This is a genomic window from Pseudomonadota bacterium, assembly GCA_023229365.1.
GTDB lineage: Bacteria > Myxococcota_A > Polyangia > JAAYKL01 > JAAYKL01 > JALNZK01.
In genome coordinates, this window is record JALNZK010000103.1 from 1 (window position 1) to 19,612 (window position 19,612).

12 protein-coding genes are annotated in these 19,612 nt (G+C 66.3%); 2 read left to right on the forward strand and 10 right to left on the reverse strand.

Going from position 1 to position 19,612, the window contains the following annotated elements; genetic code table 11:
- Position 1: 1 nt before the first annotated feature.
- The 10 genes from M0R80_24835 to M0R80_24880 form a co-directional block, all read right to left on the reverse strand.
- Positions 2-253, reverse strand: coding sequence for a hypothetical protein (locus tag M0R80_24835; GenBank protein MCK9462862.1), 252 nt, complete (start codon positions 251-253; stop codon positions 2-4).
- A gap of 178 nt (positions 254-431) precedes the next feature.
- On the reverse strand, positions 432-1,496 hold the full coding sequence (locus M0R80_24840; protein MCK9462863.1) for a response regulator: 1,065 nt from the start codon (positions 1,494-1,496) through the stop codon (positions 432-434).
- Positions 1,493-1,870 (reverse strand): response regulator, encoded by a 378-nt coding sequence (locus M0R80_24845; GenBank protein MCK9462864.1) that lies wholly within the window; start codon positions 1,868-1,870, stop codon positions 1,493-1,495. Before M0R80_24845 ends, M0R80_24840 begins: the two co-directional genes overlap by 4 nt.
- A gap of 15 nt (positions 1,871-1,885) precedes the next feature.
- Positions 1,886-2,977 (reverse strand): response regulator, encoded by a 1,092-nt coding sequence (locus M0R80_24850; protein MCK9462865.1) that lies wholly within the window; start codon positions 2,975-2,977, stop codon positions 1,886-1,888.
- On the reverse strand, positions 2,974-6,369 hold the full coding sequence (locus tag M0R80_24855; GenBank protein MCK9462866.1) for a PAS domain S-box protein: 3,396 nt from the start codon (positions 6,367-6,369) through the stop codon (positions 2,974-2,976). Before M0R80_24855 ends, M0R80_24850 begins: the two co-directional genes overlap by 4 nt.
- Before the next feature lie 101 nt (positions 6,370-6,470).
- Entirely contained in the window at positions 6,471-6,704 is a 234-nt protein-coding gene (locus M0R80_24860) for a hypothetical protein (protein MCK9462867.1), read from the reverse strand.
- 114 nt (positions 6,705-6,818) lie between these two features.
- Positions 6,819-11,180: a translocation/assembly module TamB gene (locus tag M0R80_24865; protein ID MCK9462868.1), complete on the reverse strand. Its 4,362-nt coding sequence runs from the start codon at positions 11,178-11,180 to the stop codon at positions 6,819-6,821.
- Between the two features lie 2 nt (positions 11,181-11,182).
- Complete coding sequence (locus M0R80_24870) at positions 11,183-13,150, reverse strand: BamA/TamA family outer membrane protein (protein MCK9462869.1); 1,968 nt, start codon at positions 13,148-13,150, stop codon at positions 11,183-11,185.
- Positions 13,151-13,285: 135 nt separating this feature from the next.
- Complete coding sequence (locus M0R80_24875; protein ID MCK9462870.1) at positions 13,286-14,491, reverse strand: OmpA family protein; 1,206 nt, start codon at positions 14,489-14,491, stop codon at positions 13,286-13,288.
- Positions 14,492-14,554: 63 nt separating this feature from the next.
- Positions 14,555-17,329 carry an Ig-like domain-containing protein gene (locus M0R80_24880; protein MCK9462871.1) on the reverse strand — a complete coding sequence of 925 codons (2,775 nt, stop codon included), beginning with the start codon at positions 17,327-17,329 and terminating at the stop codon, positions 14,555-14,557.
- Positions 17,330-17,611: 282 nt separating this feature from the next.
- On the opposite strand from M0R80_24880, the gene M0R80_24885 reads away from it, so the two are divergent.
- Entirely contained in the window at positions 17,612-19,282 is a 1,671-nt protein-coding gene (locus M0R80_24885) for a sigma-54-dependent Fis family transcriptional regulator (GenBank protein ID MCK9462872.1), read from the forward strand.
- 131 nt (positions 19,283-19,413) lie between these two features.
- Positions 19,414-19,612: hypothetical protein (locus M0R80_24890; protein MCK9462873.1), on the forward strand; the 199-nt coding region annotated here is incomplete at its 3' end.

The window sequence follows — 19,612 nt, forward strand, 5'->3', positions numbered from 1 at the left end:
CCTATCCGCCGTCCATTTCGGTATCGGTATCGGTATCGGTATCGGCGTCGGTGTCGGTAACGGTGTCGGTGTCGGTGTCGGTGTCCGTGTCCGTGTCCGAGTCGGTGTCGGTGTCCGTATCCACGTCGGTATCGGTATCCGTATCCGTGTCGGTGCTTCCCCCGTCCGGATCACCGTGGCTGACCAAATGGTCAGCACACGCAGGCAGCAAGGACAGGATCAGGAACAGCGCGCCGATTCTTGACGTCTTCATGACAGTATTCTCCCTTCGTTGAGAAAAGGTGGCTCTCGCCTCGGCAAAGCCGAGCTTCCGGGGTGCAGCTTCCGGGCCACCAATGAAACCCGTATGAATTCAATGGGTTGGATCGTGGTTTGTTTGCAAGACCCAGTGCGTTCCATCGAAATGATGCGGAACACCCCCTCGGCAGCGCCTACTCCGCGTGCGCGTCGAAGATCTCTCGGAACGATTCGTGGTTTTGCCGGAACGCGGCAAAGACCTCCGGGGCAAAGTGCTCCGGCCGAGTGCGGCCGTCGCCGCGCGTGATGATCTCCAAGGCCTTCGAATGATCGAACGCGGGCTTGTAGGGCCGCTTGCTTCGCAGGGCGTCGTAGACGTCGCAGATACTCATGATGCGCGCCGTCAGCGGGATCTCCTCGCCCCGCTTGCCGCTCGGATATCCACCGCCGTCCCAGCGCTCGTGGTGGTGGAGAGCGATCTCGGCGCCCATCCGGAGATAGGGCGACTTGCTGTTGCCGAGGATCTCCGCGCCCATCGAGCTGTGCCCCTTCATGACCGCCCACTCGTCCGGCGTGAAGCGGCCGGGCTTGAGCAAAACATGATCGGGGATGCCGATCTTGCCTATGTCGTGCATCGGGCTCGCGAAGAAGATCGTGTCGATGAACTCCTCGCCTTGGCCGAGCGCCCTGGCGAGGTGGCCGGTGTAGAAGCTGATGCGCTGCACGTGGGCGCCGGTGTCCTCGTCCTTGTGCTCCGCCGCGCGCGTCATCGTGAAGATGGTTTCCAGATAGCCGTCCAGGAGATCGGCGGTTCTCTCCCGCACTCGTTGTTCCAGCACTTCGTTGTGGTTGTGCAACGCCTTGTGCAGAAGGCGCACCTCCAGCATGTTGTGGACTCGCACCAGCACCTCGGCCAGATCGAACGGCTTGCTGATGAAATCCCTGGCGCCGGCCTGGAGCGCGCGCGTCTTGTGCTCCTTTTGAGAGGTGACGACGAGCACCGGGAGGTAGTCGTCCGACTCGATCTCCTTGAGCCGCTCCATCAGCTGGAATCCGTTCATCCCGGGCATCTGGAGATCGAGCAGGATCAGATCGTAGCGGTTCCGGCGGTGGAGCTCGCAGACCTCGAGGGGGTCCATCGTCGACGCCACGGAAACATAGCCGGCGGCAGCCAGCATTCGCGCGAGCAGCTGAACGTTGGCGTTCAAATCGTCGACGATCAGGATCTTGCCGCGGAGAATGCCGGACGGGCCCTTCATGAGGATTCCAGCGCGTCGCGAATGATGGCGACCAGCTCCGTGATGCGAATCTGCTTGGACAGGAACATCTCGTGGGACGCGTTCCGCTTCCCCGTCTCCTCCCGCTCGACGAGGGAGGACAGGAATATCACGGGGGTGCTCCGCAGCGTCGGGTGCGTCCGCAGTTCGGCCGCCACCTGCCCGCCGTCTTTGATTGGCATGTCGATGTCGAGGAGCACGAGGTCCGGATGAAAATCGAGGCACGCACTGATCGCGTTCGTCGATAGGGCTTCGTACCTCACGGCGAACCCGTGCATCTCGAGCCCGGCTTTCAGCACCTGGCCGATCGACGCCTCGTCATCCACGATGAGAACTCTGGTCGCTTGTCCTGTCATCACTGCGTTCCTTTTCTAGGAGGCCCCGACGCCGTCTTCCGGCCGGGGCAGGGTCATCCAGAAGGTGCTGCCTTTGCCGACTTCGCTCTCGACACCGATGCGGCCGCCGTGGGCTTCGACGGCCAGCTTGCAGAACGCCAGTCCCAGCCCGGTGCCCACGCGATTCGTGCGATCTTCCACTTGGCCGTACTTTTCGAAGATGCGCTGGTGGTATTCGGGCGCGATCCCGGGGCCGAGGTCGATGACTTCGATGCGGATTTCGCCGCGCGATGGCGTGAGGACGACGCGGACGTCGCCGCCGACCGGGGTGTACTTGAGGGCGTTGCCGAGCAGGTTCTGGAGCACCCGCCGAATCAAGCCGGCGTCGACCGGGGCAAAGAGGGACGGCTTCTTTGCTTCGAGCGTCACCGTGCGGTTGTCGGGCAAGGGGTGGATCGTGTCCAACAAGGCGCGGACGAGAGCGCCGAGGTCACACGGCTCGCGCTGGAGCGACATCTCGCCCGCCCCCATTTTCGCGACATCGAGGATGGAGCCTATCATGGTGAGCAGATCCTCGGCGCTGCGGCGCGCGACCGTGACGAGCGCCTGGGTGGTGGCCGAGAGCACCTGGGCCTTTTGGAACTCCAGGATGTCCAGGAAATCGCAGATGACCGTCAGCGGGTTGCGCAGATCGTGCACGACCATGTGGGTGAGGCTGTCGCGAAGCCTCCCCAGCCGGCGCAACTGCAGATGGGTTTGGACGCGGGCGTAGACCTCTTCGAACTGGAACGGCTTCGTGACGTAGTCCACTCCGCCCACACCGAACGCCTTCACCTTGTCGATCGTCTCGTTCAGCGAGCTGATGAAGATGACAGGGATGTCTCTCAGCGTCGTGTCGGCCTTGATCTGCTCGCAGGTTTCGTAGCCGTTCATTTCCGGCATGGTGATGTCGAGGAGGATCAGGTCCGGGGGGTCGGCGCGGGCGGCTTCGAGCGCCAGCTTGCCGCTGGAAGCCGTCAGCGTCCTGTAACCTTTTTCCCCGAGCATTCTCGCCAGCAAGAGCAGATTGGCCGGCGAGTCGTCCACGATCAGGATGTGCGTGGCTTGCAGGTGTTGGGTGGCCGTCATGCCTCACCCTTTTTCGCGTGCTCCAGAGCCACACCCATCGCCGCCATGAACTCGTTGATCTTGATAGGCTTGGTGATGTAGCGGAAGAATCCCGCCTCCAAGCCTCTCTCGATGTCGCGCGGCATCGCGTTCGCGCTGATGGCGATGACGGGGATGTGCGCCGTGGCCGGGTCCGAGCGCAGGAGCTTCAAGACTTCAAAACCGTCGATGCCGGGCAGGTTGATGTCCATCAGGATCACGTCCGGCAGGGACTTGCGCGCGATCTCGACGCCGATGTTCCCGTTCACGGCGGTCAGCAGTCGAATGGCTGGCTGGCGCGCGATGATCTGCTCGACCAGTCTCAGGTTCGCGGGGTTGTCCTCCACGTAGAGCAGGGTGTGCCGCCGCGCTCCGCCGAGCACGTGCGGTTGGCCCACGACCGCGGCGTCGTCTCCTTCCGCGGAAAGGCTCGGCTCGACGGCCGAGGTGAGCTCGAACCAGAACACGCTCCCCACGCCGACCGTGCTCTCGACGCCGATCGCGCCCCCCATCAGCTCGACCAGCCGCTTGGCCACCACGAGGCCGATGCCCGTGCCCTCCTCGCCGCCGGCCTCCTGCCCGAGGCGATTGAACGCCTGGAACAGCTGCGCAATCTGCTCCGGGCTCAGCCCCGCGCCGGTGTCCAAGATGCTCACGCGGGTATGTCCCGGTGTGATCTCGGTGCAGCTCACGTCGACCGTTCCCTGCGGGACGTTGTACTTGATCGCGTTGGTGAGCAGGTTGAGGAGGACCTGCTTCACCCGGGTCCTGTCGGCCAGGACGAAGTACGGTGCGTCGAGCTCCGGGAGGATCAGTTTGATGCCGCGCTGTTGCGCCTGCGGTTCGAGCATGCTCCGGCAGTCGAGCATGACTTCGGCTAGCGACACCGACTCCTTGGACAAAGGCATCTGCCTGGACTCGACCTTCGCGAGATCGAGGATCTCGTCGATCAGTTTGAGCAGATGCCACCCAGCCAGAAGGATCTGGTCCGTGCTCTCCTTCTGGGAGGGCGTCGGCGGCGTGGAGTCGGACTCCATGAGCTGGGCGAACCCGAGGATGGCGTTGAGCGGGCTGCGCAGCTCATGGCTCATGCTGGAGAGGAACTCGGACTTCGCGAGGTTGGCCTTCTCCGCCACGGACTTGGCGCTCTCCAGCTCGGTGTTCTTCTCCTGCAGCACCTGATCCAGGACCTTGCGCTCCGTGACGTCGCGTGCGGCGGCGAACACGCCCTGCAGCCTCCTGTCCCGGTCGTAGAACGTGGTTGCGTTGACGGACACCACCGTCTCCTTGCCGTCCCTGGCGCACGCGGTGAGCTCGTAGTTGGTGACCTTCTTTTCGCTCAGCACCATCTTGATGCTCGCCTCGGCCCGTTCCGGATCGGTGAAGTTGCTCTTGAACGGCGCGCCTATCAGCTCGTCGCGCGTGCAAGAGGTGAGCGTCTCCATCTGCTTGTTGACGTCGGTGATGATGCCGGACGGATCGGTGGTCATCAGCGCGTCGATGTTGGATTCGAACAGGGAGCGCGTGTAGTACTGATGGTCGCGCAGGCGCTGGCTGAGTTGCTTCTGTTCTTCCTCGATCTGCTTGCGCGCGGTGTTGTCGGTGCCGATCAGCAGATAGCCGATGATCGTGCCGTGATCGTCGCGCAGGGCCGTGACCGACACGACCGCCGGGAAGCGGCTGCCGTCCTTGCGGATGTAGGTGAGCTCGTAGATGTCCTCGATGCCGCGCGAGGCCTTGAAGACCAACGCCTCGAAGCCGGGTGTGATAGGCGTCAGGAGCTCGTCGCTCAACGCCTTGGCTCGTGCGATCAGCTCCTGCGGGTCGGAGATGTCGGCCGGCGTGATCTTGTTCATCACGTCGGCGGCCGTGTAGCCCAGCATGCGCTCGGCGCCGACGTTGAAGATCTGGATGACGCCGTTCGCGTCCGTGGCGATGCTCGAGAAGTTGGCGCTGTTGAAGATCGCGCTCTGCAGCGCCCCCGCCTTCTGCAGCGCCTCTTCCGCCTCCTTGCGCGCGGTGATGTCTCGTAAAACGCCGGTGTAGTAGCGTTTTCCGCCCAGCCACATCTCGCTGACCGTAATTTCCAACGGGGAAAGGCCGCCATCCTTGCGGTGACCTACCACCTCGCGTCCGAGACCGACGGCGCGCGCCTCGTCGCTCGCGCTGTCGTACTCGAGGAAACCGTTGTCCTGGCCTCGAACGAACTCGGGTATCAGCAGACCGAGGCTCTGTCCGACGAGCTCCGCGGCGGCATAGCCGAACATCCGCTCCGCCGCCGGATTGACCTGCTCGATGAGGCCGTCGTCGGCCGAGAGCGTGATGACCCCGTCCACCACGGTGTTGAGAATCGTCTGAACCAGCGCGGAGCTGTCGCTCAAGGCCTGCTGCGCTTCGTTTTCCTTGGTGACATCGCGGAAGACCAGCGCGACACCGACCACCTGATCGTCGCGGCCGCGAATCGGCGCGCAGCTGTCGGCGATGGCGCACTCTCTGCCGTCGCGTGCGATCAGTACGGTGTGGCCGGCCAGGCGCTCCACCGTGCCGCTGGCCAAGGTTTCCTTTACCGGGAAGGTGATGGATTCGCGGGTTTCCTTGTTGACGATGTGAACAATCTCGCCCAGTTGGCGGCCCATGGCCTCCGCCTGCGTCCAGCCGGTGAGATGCTCCGCGACAGGGTTCAGGAGCTCCACTCGCCCCTCGGCATCGGTGGCGATCACCGCATCACCGATGGATTTGAGCGTCACCGCGAGCTTCTCCTCGCTGTCCCGCAGGGTGATGTTGGTCTGCTGTAGCTGTTCGTTCGTCTCCGCTTGAACCTTGAGCAGATACTGCTGCGCCGCTTCGATCTGCTTGCGCGCGGTGTTGTCGGTGCCGATCAGCAGGTAACCGATGATGGCGTCGAGATCGTCGCGCAGGGCGGTGACCGACACGACCGCCGGGAAGCGGCTGCCGTCCTTGCGGATGTAGGTGAGCTCGTAGATGTCCTCGATGCCGCGAGAGGCCTTGAAGACCAGCGCATCGAAACCCGGCATGATAGGCGTCAAGAGCTCGTCGCTCAGCGCCTTGGCTCGAGCGATCAGCTCTTGCGGGTCGGAGATGTCGGCCGGCGTGATCTTGTTCATCACGTCGGCGGCCGTGTAGCCCAGCATGCGCTCGGCGCCGACGTTGAAGATCTGGATGACGCCCTTCGCGTCCGTGGCGATGCTCGAGAAGTTGGCGCTGTTGAAGATCGCCGTTTGCAAGGCGTCCGCCTGGAGCAGGGTTGCCTTGCGACGGATGCCGGAGTCGGACAGCAGGGCGCCGTGACGGATGACCGAGGTCATTTCGTCCTTGTCGATGGCGTATTCGGAATCGGAGGTTTCAACGCTCATGGTGTGTACCCCGTGCGGTTTCGGCGAATCGGTGGCGCTGTGCCCGCGGTTCGGCACATACCTCAAGCAGCTTTCGGGCCATCGAGGGGATGCGTTTGAATTCAAGAGCTTGAACCGGAGATCGCTTCGGGGAGCCGGCGTGTTCCATCAAAACGATGTGCAATTCCCATCAATTCGTTCTGGATAGCGTTGGCCTCGGTCCAGATCAAATGATGGCCGGCCTCGCTTTCAGCCGCGCCCACGAGGAGCGCGGCCAGGATTCTCCTCAGCGGCACGCCGCTTCGGAGACAAGCCCGGTGGGCTTCCTCCTTCGACAGCCCGGAGGGCTTCGTCATCCTGGCCGCGGCCCTGGTGGCCGCGGTCCGTAGGCAGCGAGAGCAATTCTCTTGGCGAGTGTAGCGGACCGAAGATCAGCTATTTAGCTTCGGAGAAGCCCGGCCGGCCCGTCGTCAAGGAGTGGATGCCGCGGCCTCGGGCTCGGCCGGCAACACGAGGGGCCTCGGCTTCGGCTTCGGCCGGCCGAACCGCTTGTGCCAGAACAGATCGATCCCGCCCTTGTTGGCGTCGCCGTAGAAGGTCTCGATCGACCACCGCGGGTTGATGTAGTACTCGACCCGCCCGCCGGCGCGGTTCTCCGTCGACGGCGCGTTGTGGTGGTACTCGGTCTCCACGTAGAAGTGACGGCCGAGCCGCTTGCCCACGGCCACGACCGGCTCGTCCACGTCCTCGCCCATGCTGAGCCCGATACGATCCACGCCCAGCCGGTCGTTGAGTTGCTGCTCGAGAACGGGGTTGTTGAGGGCCAGCAACAACGAGGCCGCCTGCGCGCGAACCTCCTCGCCGTTCTCGCCGCCTTCGCCCGTGTCCGAGCGCCCCGTCAAGAGCAGCGTGAGAATCTGGTACTGGTTCATCGCGGGGTCGGAGGTCAGAGTCAGGTCGGGCCGGCTGAGCCGCCCCTTGATCTCGACGGTGACCAGCGCCGCCTGGGTCTCGGTGCGGGCCACCAAGCGGATGTAGGGATCCAGAGGCCCCGTGGCAGGCAAGCTCACCTCGCCCGAATCGATGACGAAAGAGTTGTTGAGCAGCCAGAACCGCCCGCCCTCGGCCGCGATCCTGCCGCTCACGGCGTTGCGACCCGAGGCGGAGGCCGCGGTCACGGATCCGCTCCAGCGCATGCTCACGTCGGGGCCGGTGATCTCGATCGGGTCGGAGACGTCGATCACGAGCTTCAGAGGCCGCGAGTCCTTCGAATCGTCGACCCTCGAGTCGGGGAGCGCCTCGGGAGCGACGCCGGTCTCGAGGCTGAGGAACGTGATCTCGCCGGCCGGCGGCAGCCGTGCGGGCGCGCGCGAAGGCGTCTTGGTCAATAGCTTGATCCTCGTGCCGCGCAGGGCGATGAGCGCCTCGGTGGATTTCCTGTCGCGCGTGGCGGAGAAGGTCACCTTGGAGTCCAGCGTGAGGTTGGGCAGCCCGGGCTTGACGAACGGGAACTGCCGCAGGCGCGCATCGACCGAGACGCGCGTCGAGCCTCCGTCCGACAGGACGAGCTCGCCGTCCGCCGTCCCTCGCCCTTCACCGCTGGAAAAGGTCATCTCCCTGAAAACGATCCGGCGGCCGTCCATCGATGCACGGACGTCGATGTTGCGCAGCCGTTGTCCCATCTCGACGACGGTGATCGCGCCGTCCTCGAGCGTCGCGTATCCGCGGACCCTGGGCGCGCCGATGGTGCCGTCCACGACGACGTCTCCTCGGAGCATGCCCTCGATCCCGTACAGACCGGTGGGAAGCAGGAACCCGAGCGGCTTCAGATCGAGCCCGGGCATCCTGATCTTTGCGGCGAGCGGAACGTCTTCCGGGCGCCCTTCGCCGCGCAGCAGCTCGCCGACGGCGATCTCCGTGCGCGCCGTGACCGACGCGACCGTCGAGCCCGGGCTCCCGATCTCGAGATGGACCGACTGATGACGGAGATCGGCAGCTGCCGTCCCTCGGAACGGCACCGTGTCCCCTTTCTCGAACAGGGCTCTGCCGTTCCACTCGCCGCGCACCGCGAACTCGTCGATGTTTCCCGCGCCGTCCAGAACCATGTCGAGGCGCAGATCCGATCCGGCCGGCGCTTCCAAGAAAGGCGACAAGACGGCCTTGTCGATGCCGACCGCCTGCAATCGAAGCTCGTGCGCACCTCGGTTGTCCCAACGAAACTCGAACGGTTGGATCTCGATGTCGCACGGTGCGGACGCGACCAGGTCGGCCCAGCGGCCTTCCGCCTGCACGACTTGGGCGTGCAGCCGCGCCCTGCCTCGCCCGAGCTCGAGCCGCACCTTGGTCCCGCCGAGCCGCTGGGATCTCCAGCTCAGATCGCCGCTCGAGAGCAGGGCTTCCAGCACGGGGCTCGACGGCGTTCCTTTGAGCACGGCCTTCAGATCGACGAGCCCGTCGACCGGCAGCTCACCGATTTCGACGCCGTTCCAGGCGGCGATCTGTCGCAACGTGTGCAGGTCCAGCCCGACGGCGCTCGCGTCGACCTCGTGCGAGCGGTCCCGTCTCCAAAGGGGCGGCGCGTCCAGGGTGATTCGGATGGGGACTTGGCCGACGGCCTCGATCCGTCCGGCGGGGCCGCCGTCCATCCGGAGCTCCGCTGCGATCGCGCCGTCCGAATGCTCGGCCAGGAGCTCGAAGGGTGCCACGACCACCCCCCTCCAGGCGACCTTCCGCGAGCCGATCTCCAGGCGCACGTACGGATTGTCCGGGCCTCCGCGCAGCCGCGCGTCCACGTCCGCCACGCCGTCGATCTCGACTCCCGGCAGCAGCGTGCGGAGCAGATCCAGTCGCAGCCCCTTCGCGACCAGCTCGACGTCGTTGAACCCGCCGCGGGCGAAGCGGATCGCCCGCGCCCCTTGCGGCGAGAAGACGATCTCGGCCTCGGCCAGGAGCCGGAGCGATTCGGCGATGCCGTCCTCGTTTTCGAGATCGACAAAGAGGCGGCTCTTGCTCATGGAGGCGAACAGCTCGACGTCGCCGAGAACGAGCTCCCGCCGAGACAACCTCCTGACGCTGGCGGAGAGCGTCGCGCGGGGCGATCGCATCGTGCCCTCGACCACCAGCCTGGCGTCGATCTCGCCCGCGAGATCCAACCCGGGAACGAGCGTTGCGAGCCGCTCGAGCCTGACTCCGGCGATCCGCGCCGTGAAATCGCTCTCCGCGTCTCGCCTGACGTCGCCGTCCACGGTCACCGTTCCGCCGGCTATCCGAAGCTCGAGATCGCGTACCGCGAGCGACCCTTGGCGGTAGGACACCGTCGCCGGGCGCGCGAGCTGCGCCGTGGTGCCGCGGTATCGCCCGCTGAGCTGGCGCAAGGTGACGGCGACGCCGTCGCGGAGATCCACCGTCGCTCGAGCGCGCAGGAGATCGCCGCCGGAAGCGGCCGCGCGCAGGGCCACGTCCATCTCGTCGGTGGTTCCGGCTGCCGTCGCGTCGAGATGCGAGATCCGCAACCCGGACAGCTCGAGCCCGTCCGCCGCCAGGTGCGCGTCGAACGGAAGGGCGGGATCGAGGGGGCGCAGGCCGAGGTCCAGGTTCGCGCTGCGGACGCCGTTCGCGCCGAACCGGAGATCCCGGCCTCGCGCGTCGCCGCGGCACACCAACGCGCCGGACTCATGACCGCAGGTCGCTTCGATCCCGAGCGCTCCACCTATCTCCGGAAGGTCGAACAGGTGGGACAGCGCCCCGGTGAGCAGGGAAAGGTCGTCGATCTCGACCGCCGCACACGCCCGCTCGACCCGGCCGTCCGAGAGCCGACGGTCGAGAACCGAGTGGATCGCGGCGATCTGCACGCCGCCGGCCGAGTCCATGGTCGCGCGCACGTCGAGCACGGGTCGAGCCGAACCCGTAGCCGAGATCTCGATCGCGACCTCGGGGCCGTCCATCACGGCGAGCGACGCCCGGAACGACTCCGGGCCGCCGAACGCGGAGACGGGGATCGCCACGTCCTGCTCGAGCGATATCCCAAAGAGCTCCTTCACGGCCCCGGCGTCGACATCGACGAACGCCTCGACGACACCGACCTGTGCCGTCACGTCGAACGCAGCCACGCGGATGGAGAGCGAGCCGAAGTCGGTCGTCGCCCGCAAGCCGGTCAACATGACGATCGGCTCATCCCAATCCACCGCGAAATCCAGGTCGGCCGATCCCGCGCTCGGGGCGCTTCCGGATGCGTTCACCACGGTCAATCTCGCTCGCGTGGCGGTCGCCGCCAGCGACAGCTCGAGCGCCGCGACGTGCGCGATGGCCTCGCTGTTCCCGTCGGCGCCGGCGAGGGAAACGGTGGCGTCCTCCAGCCGGACGCGGGCCAAAAGCGCGAAGGGCAGGTCGGGACCGAGCCCGCGGGCTATCGTGGCAGGCGCGGTTTCAACGGGCGCCAGATCCGCGAAGCCGGCTCCGGAAAGCCCCCGATCCAGGCGAACCTCGGCGCCGCGGATCGTCACGCGCTCGACGATCAGGCGTCCCCCGAGCATGGACAGCGGCGACCACTCGACCTCGAGCTCCCGCACCGAGATCAACGGCGTGCCGGCCCTGTCCCGCAGCGTGACGCCGCGCATGAGGAAGCGGTCGCCCAGGCGACCCGAAATCGAGCCGACGGTCACGCCGCCCGGGATCGAGTCGTCATACAGACGCCGCCCGATCTCCACGGCGAGGCGGGTGCCGCCCTCCGTATAGAGCAGGAGCCCGAGCGCGAGCAGCGTCGCCGACACCATGGCGGCGATCGCGGTCAGCCCCGCGATTCCCAGCCCCCGCCGTAGCTTCCCGCGTGCCATGATCAGAACGCCTCGCCCAGGCCGAGATGGAACGCCCAGCGATCCTCACCCCGTGAAAGCTGCGTTTCGTTGAGCCGAACGCCCACGTCCAGCCGGATCTTGCCGAAGGGGCTGTCGTATCGGAGGCCGCCGCCGGCCGCGTAGTTGAGCTGCGTGAAGTCGTACTCGGCCCTCCCGGCGCGCACGTCGCCCGCGTCGACGAAACCGACGACGTACAGCTTGCCCCACGTGCGAACCCGCAGCTCCAGGTTGCCGAGCGCCATCGTGTAGCCGCCGATGGGGATGCTGCGGCAGTCGCCGTCGTCCGGGCAGAGCTCGGTCTTGGGAGAGAGCCGCCGCAGGCCCCAGCCGCGAACGGTGTCGCTGCCCCCGAGGTAGAACTTCATGTCGAACGGCGCCGCGGGGCGATCTCCGTAGGGGAAGATCAGCCCGGTCTCGGCCTGGACGGCCAGCTGCAGGCGAGGGGCGATCTTCCAGTACGCGCGAAGCCGCGGGACGACCTTCTGGAAATCGTAGTCCCCGCCCAGGGCTCCGCCGGCCACCGCGTACCGCGCGCCGAGCACCACGCCGTTGCGCGGATCGACGACACGGTCGGTCAGGTACAGGTCGCTCGACACCTCGACCCAGACCAGCAGGTAGGGGTCGCGGTAGTCCAGCCCCAGGATCGAGCGGTTCGCTTCGAGCGTCGGGGAGACGTCGAAGAAGTCGACGAAGCTCAGGTTGTGGCTTAACTGGACGTCCAGCCTTTCGAAGAACATCCGCGAGATCGCGAGGCGCGTGCTCGGCGAGTAGAACTGGTAGCCCTCCTGGATGCCCAGCTCGAACGCGGGCGCCATCGTCCACACAAGCCGCTTCTCGATCCAACCCTTCTTCTGCAGGCGCGGCTCGATCTTGAGGACCGGGCCGTGCTCCACGACCTTGAAGGGGTTGGGGAGCTCGGCGTAGCCGGCCTTGATCCGCAGCTCGAAGCGGGTCAGCTGGCCGAAGAGATCGTGATGGGAGTAGAGCCCGGTGACCCGTTCCTCCCATCTCGTCGGTTCCAGGCCGAGACCCACGCCGATCTTGACGAGCTGCGGCTCCGACTCGGAGACGGTCACGGTGATGCCGATCCGCCCGTCGGCTCCGACTTCCCGGTCCGCCAAGACGGTCACCGGGCTGAACACGTCCATGGCGAAGACGGCCCTCTCCATTCGCGTGAGGAGCGCCGGCGAGAACCGCTCGCCTCCGGCGAAGTCGATCTCGCGCTGCACGAGGTACTCCGGCACCGCCTCGAGACCGACGATGCGGATCTTTCCGATGTCCGCCCGCGCACCTACCGTGATCGAGAACCGAACCTCGGCCGCGAGACGCCCGAGGTCGACGACGGCGCTGTGCGCTGCCGTGGCGAGGGGGTAGCCGCGCCCTTGCAGATCCTGTCGCATGCGCGCGGCGGCGTTGTCGAGGGCCACGATCTCGAGGGGATGCGGAGCGGCGACGCGAGCTTTGGCTTCGACCTCGGACCTGTCGAACCCCCACCCCGAGTCGGGCCCCGGCTCGCTCAGCCAGTGAAAAGAGACCCGGGAGATGAGCACCGGCTCGCCCTCGCGGACGACGACGACGATGTCGACCTCGTCCGAGCGCCCTCCTCGGGGGACCTGCCTTATCTCCGTGACCTCGGCGTGGAAGTAACCGTAGGACCTGTAGAGCTCGACGATCCGTTGCGTGTCGACGGGAATGTAGCCTTCGTTGAAAAAGCAGTCCTCGCTGAAGGGGATCCACGACGACTCGCACATGTAGAGATGATCGAGGATCTCGTCGTCGTCGAAGCGCTCGACCCCTTCGATCTCGATGTCGTCGATTTCGTGCTTCGCCCCGGCGACGTTCTTGCGATTCGCGTGGGCGGCGCATGCCGTCGCCAGGGTCGCGACGACGAGCGACGCGATCATAGGCAGCGCGCTCGAGGCGCTGCGGCGCGGTGCGGACGGTGTCACTTCGGTCCAATCCAGAGCACGAGAATGTTCTCCATCCGGGAAGCGGCCCAAGCGGACATGCCTGCATTTGTCGGGCCGGTTCGTTCTATTGCCGGGACGGAGCCAACTCATGGCGGCAGGACGAGAGGTCGATGGCTACGGAGTATAGGGCCTTCTGGCGCAGTCCGTCGGGCAGGACTCTCCCGCTCCGAGACGGCGGAACTCGACCCGGCGGTTCAAGATGCGCGACTTCACGGGAAGGAGCGGGCAATCCTCTCCCCTGCCCACCGTGGGCATCCGCGATTCGCTGATGCCTTGGGCGGCCATGAACCCCTGCACCGCCGAGGCCCGTTCGCTGCTCAAAGTCTTGTTGTACGCGGCGGACCCTTCCTCCGACGCATGACCCATGATGCAGACGCGGCACCCCGGGTCCCGGTTGATCGCCGCGGCGATCTTGTCGAGCACCGGATCCATGGTCTGCGCGCCGGTCTTCCAGACGGGCATCTTCGAGCTGTCGAAGTTGAACTGGACCAGGACCATGAGCGGCTTGCTGCCGCACGGGTCGACGGGGCAGCCCAGCGTCTCGGGCAGCCCGGCCTCGTTGATGCAATCGTCGTCGACGTTGCACACGCCGTCCTTGTCGTCGTCCGGGCACGTGGTACAGGGCAACGCCACGGTCTCAATCAGTTTCTCTTGCTCCTCCTGCACGCACTCTTCCACGAGCGGGCATTCCTCTTCCCTCGACGGCTCGTACGCGGGCCCGAAGGCGAGATCCACCCCGACGGTGACGAACTGCGCGTCGTCCGCGTCGCGGTTCGGGATGTCGGCGGGCTGCACGATCTGGCCGTACCGCACGGCGGGTCCTATCGAGAACCAGTCGGCGGCCTGGAACCCGTAGCCGATGCCCGTGTCGAACCCGAAGCGGTTCAGGTCCTCGGTCCGGACGTATCCCAGGTTGAAGTCCACGAACAGGCCGCCCAGCTGCTCCTCTTCGGGCCTGAGGGTGGCGAAGGGCCGCAGCCGAATGCCGGTCGTCAGGAAGTGCCCCGATCCGACCTCGTCGTAGCCCTCATCCCCCCCGACCACGAGGTAGGCGTACGACCACTGCAGGGCCACCACGCGGTTGAGCTGGATGCCCGGCCTGATGGCCAGGTAGAACCCCGGCGTGTACCTCGATATCTGCGGCTCATCCACAAAGAAGGCGACGGCCGGTTCGACGTGGAGCGTGAACTCCGCGGCGGCGGCAGGCTTCTCCGCCAGCAGCGCGGCGAGGCACGCTGCCAGCCCGACTGCGAAGGCGGTCAGGTTGCGATGCCACACGCGGCATCCGTTTTTCCTAGAGCTCGATTCTGTGGGTCTCATGGGTCTCTCCTTCTGATCTTCGTGATGCTCTCGCACACGTTTCTCGATGTCTTGCCTTCACGACTACGGGCAGCTGCCCGGTACCGAAACGACGTTGGAATCGAAGACGAACGCGCCGGCTCCACCGACCCACGCTCCGGCCATCGACCTGCCGCAGGCGGTCGAGTAGGTCTTCATGGTGATGTCGAAGGCGGCCAGGATGTTGCCCTGGAACTCGGAGTACAATCCGATCGTCGCCGAGCTGGCGACCTGCCACCAGACGTTCTTGGCCTGAGTGCCGCCGGTCAGGAGGATGCGAGTGTACGTCCCGGGTGCGCCGTCCGCCGTGGTGAGCGAGCTCGCGGACTGGAAGATGAAGATGGCGTTCGGGTCGCCGCCACCGTCGAGCGTGATGTCGTCCGAAATCAGGATCGACGTGTCGGAGATATAGACGCCGGGCGTGAAGTAGTTGTCTCCGAGCACCAGCGCGCTCCCGGTCACGTTTCCCATCGTGGTGGGAGCTGCCAGGGGCGTGCCCCCTGCCAATGACCCGACGGCCGGGGGGCCGGCGGGAGGGGTGATGAAGAGGAACGCCGCGTTCAGGTCGGCCTTGACGGCCGTGGAAGTGGTCGTGTCGGGGTACGTGTTCGTAATGACGATCCCGTCGATGGTCGGTGCCGAGCCGTCGCAGAGGCCGAAGCCCCCCGCGCCGTCGACGACCACGGCGTTGCACTGATCGAGCGGATCCAGCACGACGTCCCCGTTGATGTGCGTGAGCGGCGCGGTCGGGGTGTTGGTGACCCCGGCGGTGGCCGCAATCGCGAACGATTCGGCCAAGCCGAGGTCGATCACGATGACCGGACCGGGATCCACGGTGAACGTCCAGGGGTTCGGCACCAGCCCGGGCGCCAGCGGGTTGCCGGCCAGGTCGGTCGCGTCCACCGTGATCGTGGCCGTGTACACGACGCCGGGCTCGAGATCCGCGATCGGGTCGAACGTCGCGGTGACGCCGAGGTAGCTCACGTCGCCGACAACCGGCGTCACCCCGTTCAGCACGGTGAAGGTGAGGTCGGTGATCGTCAGCTCGTCCATCGTCTCGCTGAAGGTGGCGGTCACATCCGTGTCCACGGCCGCGTACTGCTCACCGTCCACGGGGAACGTGGAGATGATGGTGGGCGGCGTGGTCTCCATCGTGGTGAAGCTCCACACGTAGTCCGCGGCCATCGGGTTGCCGGCCAGATCCTCGGCGGCGGCGGTGATGGTGGCCGTGTACTCTGTCTCGGGGGCGAGATCCGCGGTCGGGTTGAAGGTCGCCGTGACGCCGGCGTAGGTCACCGCGCCGGGCACGGGCGTCGTCCCGTCGAGCAGGGTGAAGGTGACGTCGGTGATCGTCGTTCCGTTCATCACCTCGTTGAAGGCGGCGGACACGTTGCTGTCCACGGCCACGTCGATCGCCTCGTCCGTCGGGATGGTGGAGACGACGTAGGGCGCCGTGAGGTCCTCGATGGTGAAGCTCCACACGTAGTCCGCGGCCATCGGGCTGCCGCCCAGATCCTCCGCGCCGGTCGTGATCGTCGCCGTGTACACGGTCTCGGAATCGAGATCCGCGGTCGGGTTGAAGGTCGCCGTGACGCCGGCGTAGGTGACAGCGCCGGACACGGGCGTCAGCCCGTCGAACAGGGTGAAGGTGGCGTCGGTGATCGTCAGCGTGTCCATCGCCTCGCTGAAGGTGGCCGACACGTCGGTGTCCGTGGCCACGTCGATCGCCGCGTCCATCGGGATGGTGGAGATGACCGTGGGCGCCAAACCGTCCGTGGTCGTGAAGCTCCACACGTAGTCCGCGACCAGAGCGTTGCCCGCCAGATCCTCGGCGACCGTGGTGATCGTGGCCGTGTACTCGGTATCGATGACGAGATCGGCCGTCGGGTTGAAGGTCGCCGTGAGGCCGACGTAGGTCACCGCGCCCGGGACCGGTGTCGTCCCGTCGAGCAGCGTGAAGGTGAGGTCGGTGATCGTCAGCGCGTCCATCGCCTCGCTGAAGGTGGCGGTCACGTTCGTGTTGATGGCCACGTCGATGGCCAGGTCCAATGGGCTCGTGAGGATGACCGTGGGCGGAGTGACGTCGGCGGCGGCGCCGGTGGTGAAGCTCCACACGTAGTCGGCGGCCAGCGCGTTGCCCGCGAGGTCCGCAGCCCCGATCGTGATCGTACCCGTGTACAGGGTGTCGACCTCGAGATCGGTCGTCGGGTTGAACGTCGCGGTGGCTCCGACGAGACTCACCGCGCCGGCGACAGGCGTCGTTCCGTCGAACAACGTGAACGTGGAGTCGGAGATCGTCGCGGGATTCATCGCCTCACTGAAGGTGGCGGTGAGGGACGCGTTGATCACCACGTCCGTCGCATCGTCCACGGGGATGGTGGAGATCACCGTGGGCGGCGTGGTGTCCGCAGAGCTCCCGGTGGTGAAGTTCCAAACGTAGTCCGCGACCAGGTTGTTTCCGGCCGGGTCCGCAGCCCCCGTGGTGATCGTGGCCGTGTACACGGTGCCGCCTTCGAGGTTGTCCGTCGGGTCGAAGCTCGCGGCGTAACCGGCGTAGCTCACTGCGCCGGCGACAGGCGTCGCCCCGTCGTACAACGTGAAAGTGGAACCTGAGATCGACGCTGGATCCATCTCCTCACTGAAGGTGGCGCTGACGGACAGGTTGATCGCAACGTCCGTCTCGCCGCTCGCAGGGGCGGTCGAGATGACGGTCGGTGCGGTGCTGTCGTCGTCGGCGTCGGGGAACCCGACCAGCTGGTTTCCGCACCCCAGGAGCTGCGAAAACACGAAGAAAATGACTACCGCTTTGTAACTTCTCATTTCATGCACCCTTTCCTTAGGCCCGTTGCTTTCCCGGGCATGACCTCGATCACGCCCTTGCGTACGCCGCGTGTCGGCGTTTTGTGCTGCGTCGTTTATCCCCAGCCGGATCCGTCGGTGGGACGGGAGCGCTATGGCTCGCCTCGCGGCTAGAGCAGCTTCCGGGCCAAAAGCGTGAATCAAGCGAGTTCGGGTAGTTGCCGGGGGGGTGCTCTCGCCGCGGTGGCTATTTCCATCAATATGATATAGCCTGTCCTTCAAATCGAACGGGGTGGGCTGAGTATGCATATCGAGGATCTGCACCACGAGGAGCTCCTGGAGCTCGATTCGGACGGGGGCGTCATCCGGTTCGCCGGACAGCGCGCGCTCCTCCTCGACGCGATCGCCATGGGGCTCCTGCGGAAGTACCTCGTCGAGAACTTCGGCCTGATCGCGACGCGCGCGGTGCTCACCCAGTTCGGCTTCGCCCACGGCTGGCGCATGGCCGAGGCGATGCAGGCGGAGTTCAAGTGGGCCGACGAAGAGGAGTGGCGCCGCGCCGGCCCCCGCCTCTCCAGCCTCGAGGGCCTGTTCCGCGTGGAGCCGGGCAGCGACGACCCGCTCAGCAAGAAGGGCGCGATGCTGCTCGCGTCCTACGAGGCGGAGCAGCACCTCCTGCACTTCGGCCGCTCCGACTCCGCCGTGTGCTGGACCATCTGCGGCCTCATGAGCGGCTACCTGAGCCGCGTCGCGGGCCATGAGATCTACGTCCTCGAGGATCGGTGCCTGGGCAAGGGCCACGCCGCGTGCAACCTCCTCGGGCGCACGCGAGAGGAGTGGGGCGCGGATCACGCCGAGGAGATCGGGTTCTTCGAGAAGGGGCGCCTCAAGGAGAGCCTCGACGTCTCGCTCGAGCGCGTCACGGAGACGCTCAAGGCCGCCGAGCAGAAGCTCCGCGTGCACCACCGCGCGCTCACGCGAGTGGCGCCGAACGTCGAGGAGCCGGACGGGATCGTCGCCAAGAGCGGGAGGATGCTCAAGATCGTGGATCTCGCGCGGCGCGTGGCCAAGGTGGACGCCACGGTGCTCATCACCGGCGAGAGCGGATCGGGCAAGGAGCGGATCGCGCGGCTCGTGCACGAGGAGTCCACTCGCGCGGCGGGCCCGTTCATCGCGATCAACTGCGGCGCCATCACGGAGACGCTCCTCGAGAGCGAGCTCTTCGGGCACGCGCGCGGGGCGTTCACCGGCGCGACCGCGGACCGCCCCGGCCTGTTCGAGGCCGCCAGCCACGGGACGCTGCTCCTGGACGAGATCGGCGAGGTGTCGCCGGGGATGCAGGTCAAGCTGCTGCGGGTGCTCCAGGAGCGGGAGATCCGGCGCGTCGGCGAGAACAAGAGCCGGCAGGTCGACGTGCGCGTCGTGGCCGCCACGAACCGCGACCTCTCGCACGGGGTCGCCGAGGGCGGCTTCAGGCAGGACCTCTACTACCGGCTCAAGGTCGTCGAGCTGAACGTGCCGGCGCTGCGCGATCGCCGGGACGACATCCTGCCTTTGGCGCGCGTGCTGCTCGCGGGCGCGGCGACCCGGATGGGGCGGAAGATCGCCGGCCTCGCGCCGAACGCCGCGGATCAGCTGCTGCGCTACGAGTGGCCGGGCAACGTGCGCGAGCTCGAGAACGCGATGGAGCGGGCCGTCGCCCTGGCGCGCGGGAGCCGCGTGGAGATGGAGGATCTGCCCGAGGAGATCCGGCAGGCGTTCCCCGTCCCGGTGGTCGTGGCCGGCACGGTGCGACCGCTCGACGAGGTCGAGCAGGAGTACATCCTCGCCGCGCTGCAGCTGAACGGCGGAAACCAGACGCGCACCGCCGCGCAGCTCCGGATAGGATCCGCGACGCTGTACCGCAAGCTCAAGAGCTACGGCGCCATCAGCGGTGCTCGGACGGGCCCGAAGAGCACGTCGCCGAAGGGCTGATCCGAGGGCAAGCAGCCGCCGATCGCCGCTGAACAGGCGGCATTTCCTGGAAAAAAAAACGGGGATTCTTGCAGGCTGTTTCGTGAACTGATAGACTGCTGTCCGCAGTAAAAAAAACCTAGGAGGGTAACATGCGCCATTCGGTACTGTTCGCTTTGATGTTCGTCGCCCTGTGGGCCGTGTGGCCGCTCGGTTGCGGCGACGACGACGGCGGCTCGAGCGATTCCGACGCGGATTCGGACTCGGACACGGATTCGGACACCGACTCGGACACCGACTCGAACACCGACTCGGACACCGACTGGGGAGCCTGCAAGAAGTCCTGCGACG

Coding starts and splice junctions, on each gene's coding strand:
- M0R80_24860 (MCK9462867.1), bottom strand. CDS start 6,704: ATGACGAAGCCCTCCGGGCTGTCGAAGGAGGAAGCCCACCGGGCTTGT.
- M0R80_24855 (MCK9462866.1), bottom strand. CDS start 6,369: ATGAGCGTTGAAACCTCCGATTCCGAATACGCCATCGACAAGGACGAA.
- M0R80_24850 (MCK9462865.1), bottom strand. CDS start 2,977: ATGACGGCCACCCAACACCTGCAAGCCACGCACATCCTGATCGTGGAC.
- M0R80_24835 (MCK9462862.1), bottom strand. CDS start 253: ATGAAGACGTCAAGAATCGGCGCGCTGTTCCTGATCCTGTCCTTGCTG.
- M0R80_24840 (MCK9462863.1), bottom strand. CDS start 1,496: ATGAAGGGCCCGTCCGGCATTCTCCGCGGCAAGATCCTGATCGTCGAC.
- M0R80_24885 (MCK9462872.1), top strand. CDS start 17,612: ATGCATATCGAGGATCTGCACCACGAGGAGCTCCTGGAGCTCGATTCG.
- M0R80_24845 (MCK9462864.1), bottom strand. CDS start 1,870: ATGACAGGACAAGCGACCAGAGTTCTCATCGTGGATGACGAGGCGTCG.
- M0R80_24875 (MCK9462870.1), bottom strand. CDS start 14,491: ATGAGACCCACAGAATCGAGCTCTAGGAAAAACGGATGCCGCGTGTGG.
- M0R80_24865 (MCK9462868.1), bottom strand. CDS start 11,180: ATGGCACGCGGGAAGCTACGGCGGGGGCTGGGAATCGCGGGGCTGACC.
- M0R80_24880 (MCK9462871.1), bottom strand. CDS start 17,329: ATGAGAAGTTACAAAGCGGTAGTCATTTTCTTCGTGTTTTCGCAGCTC.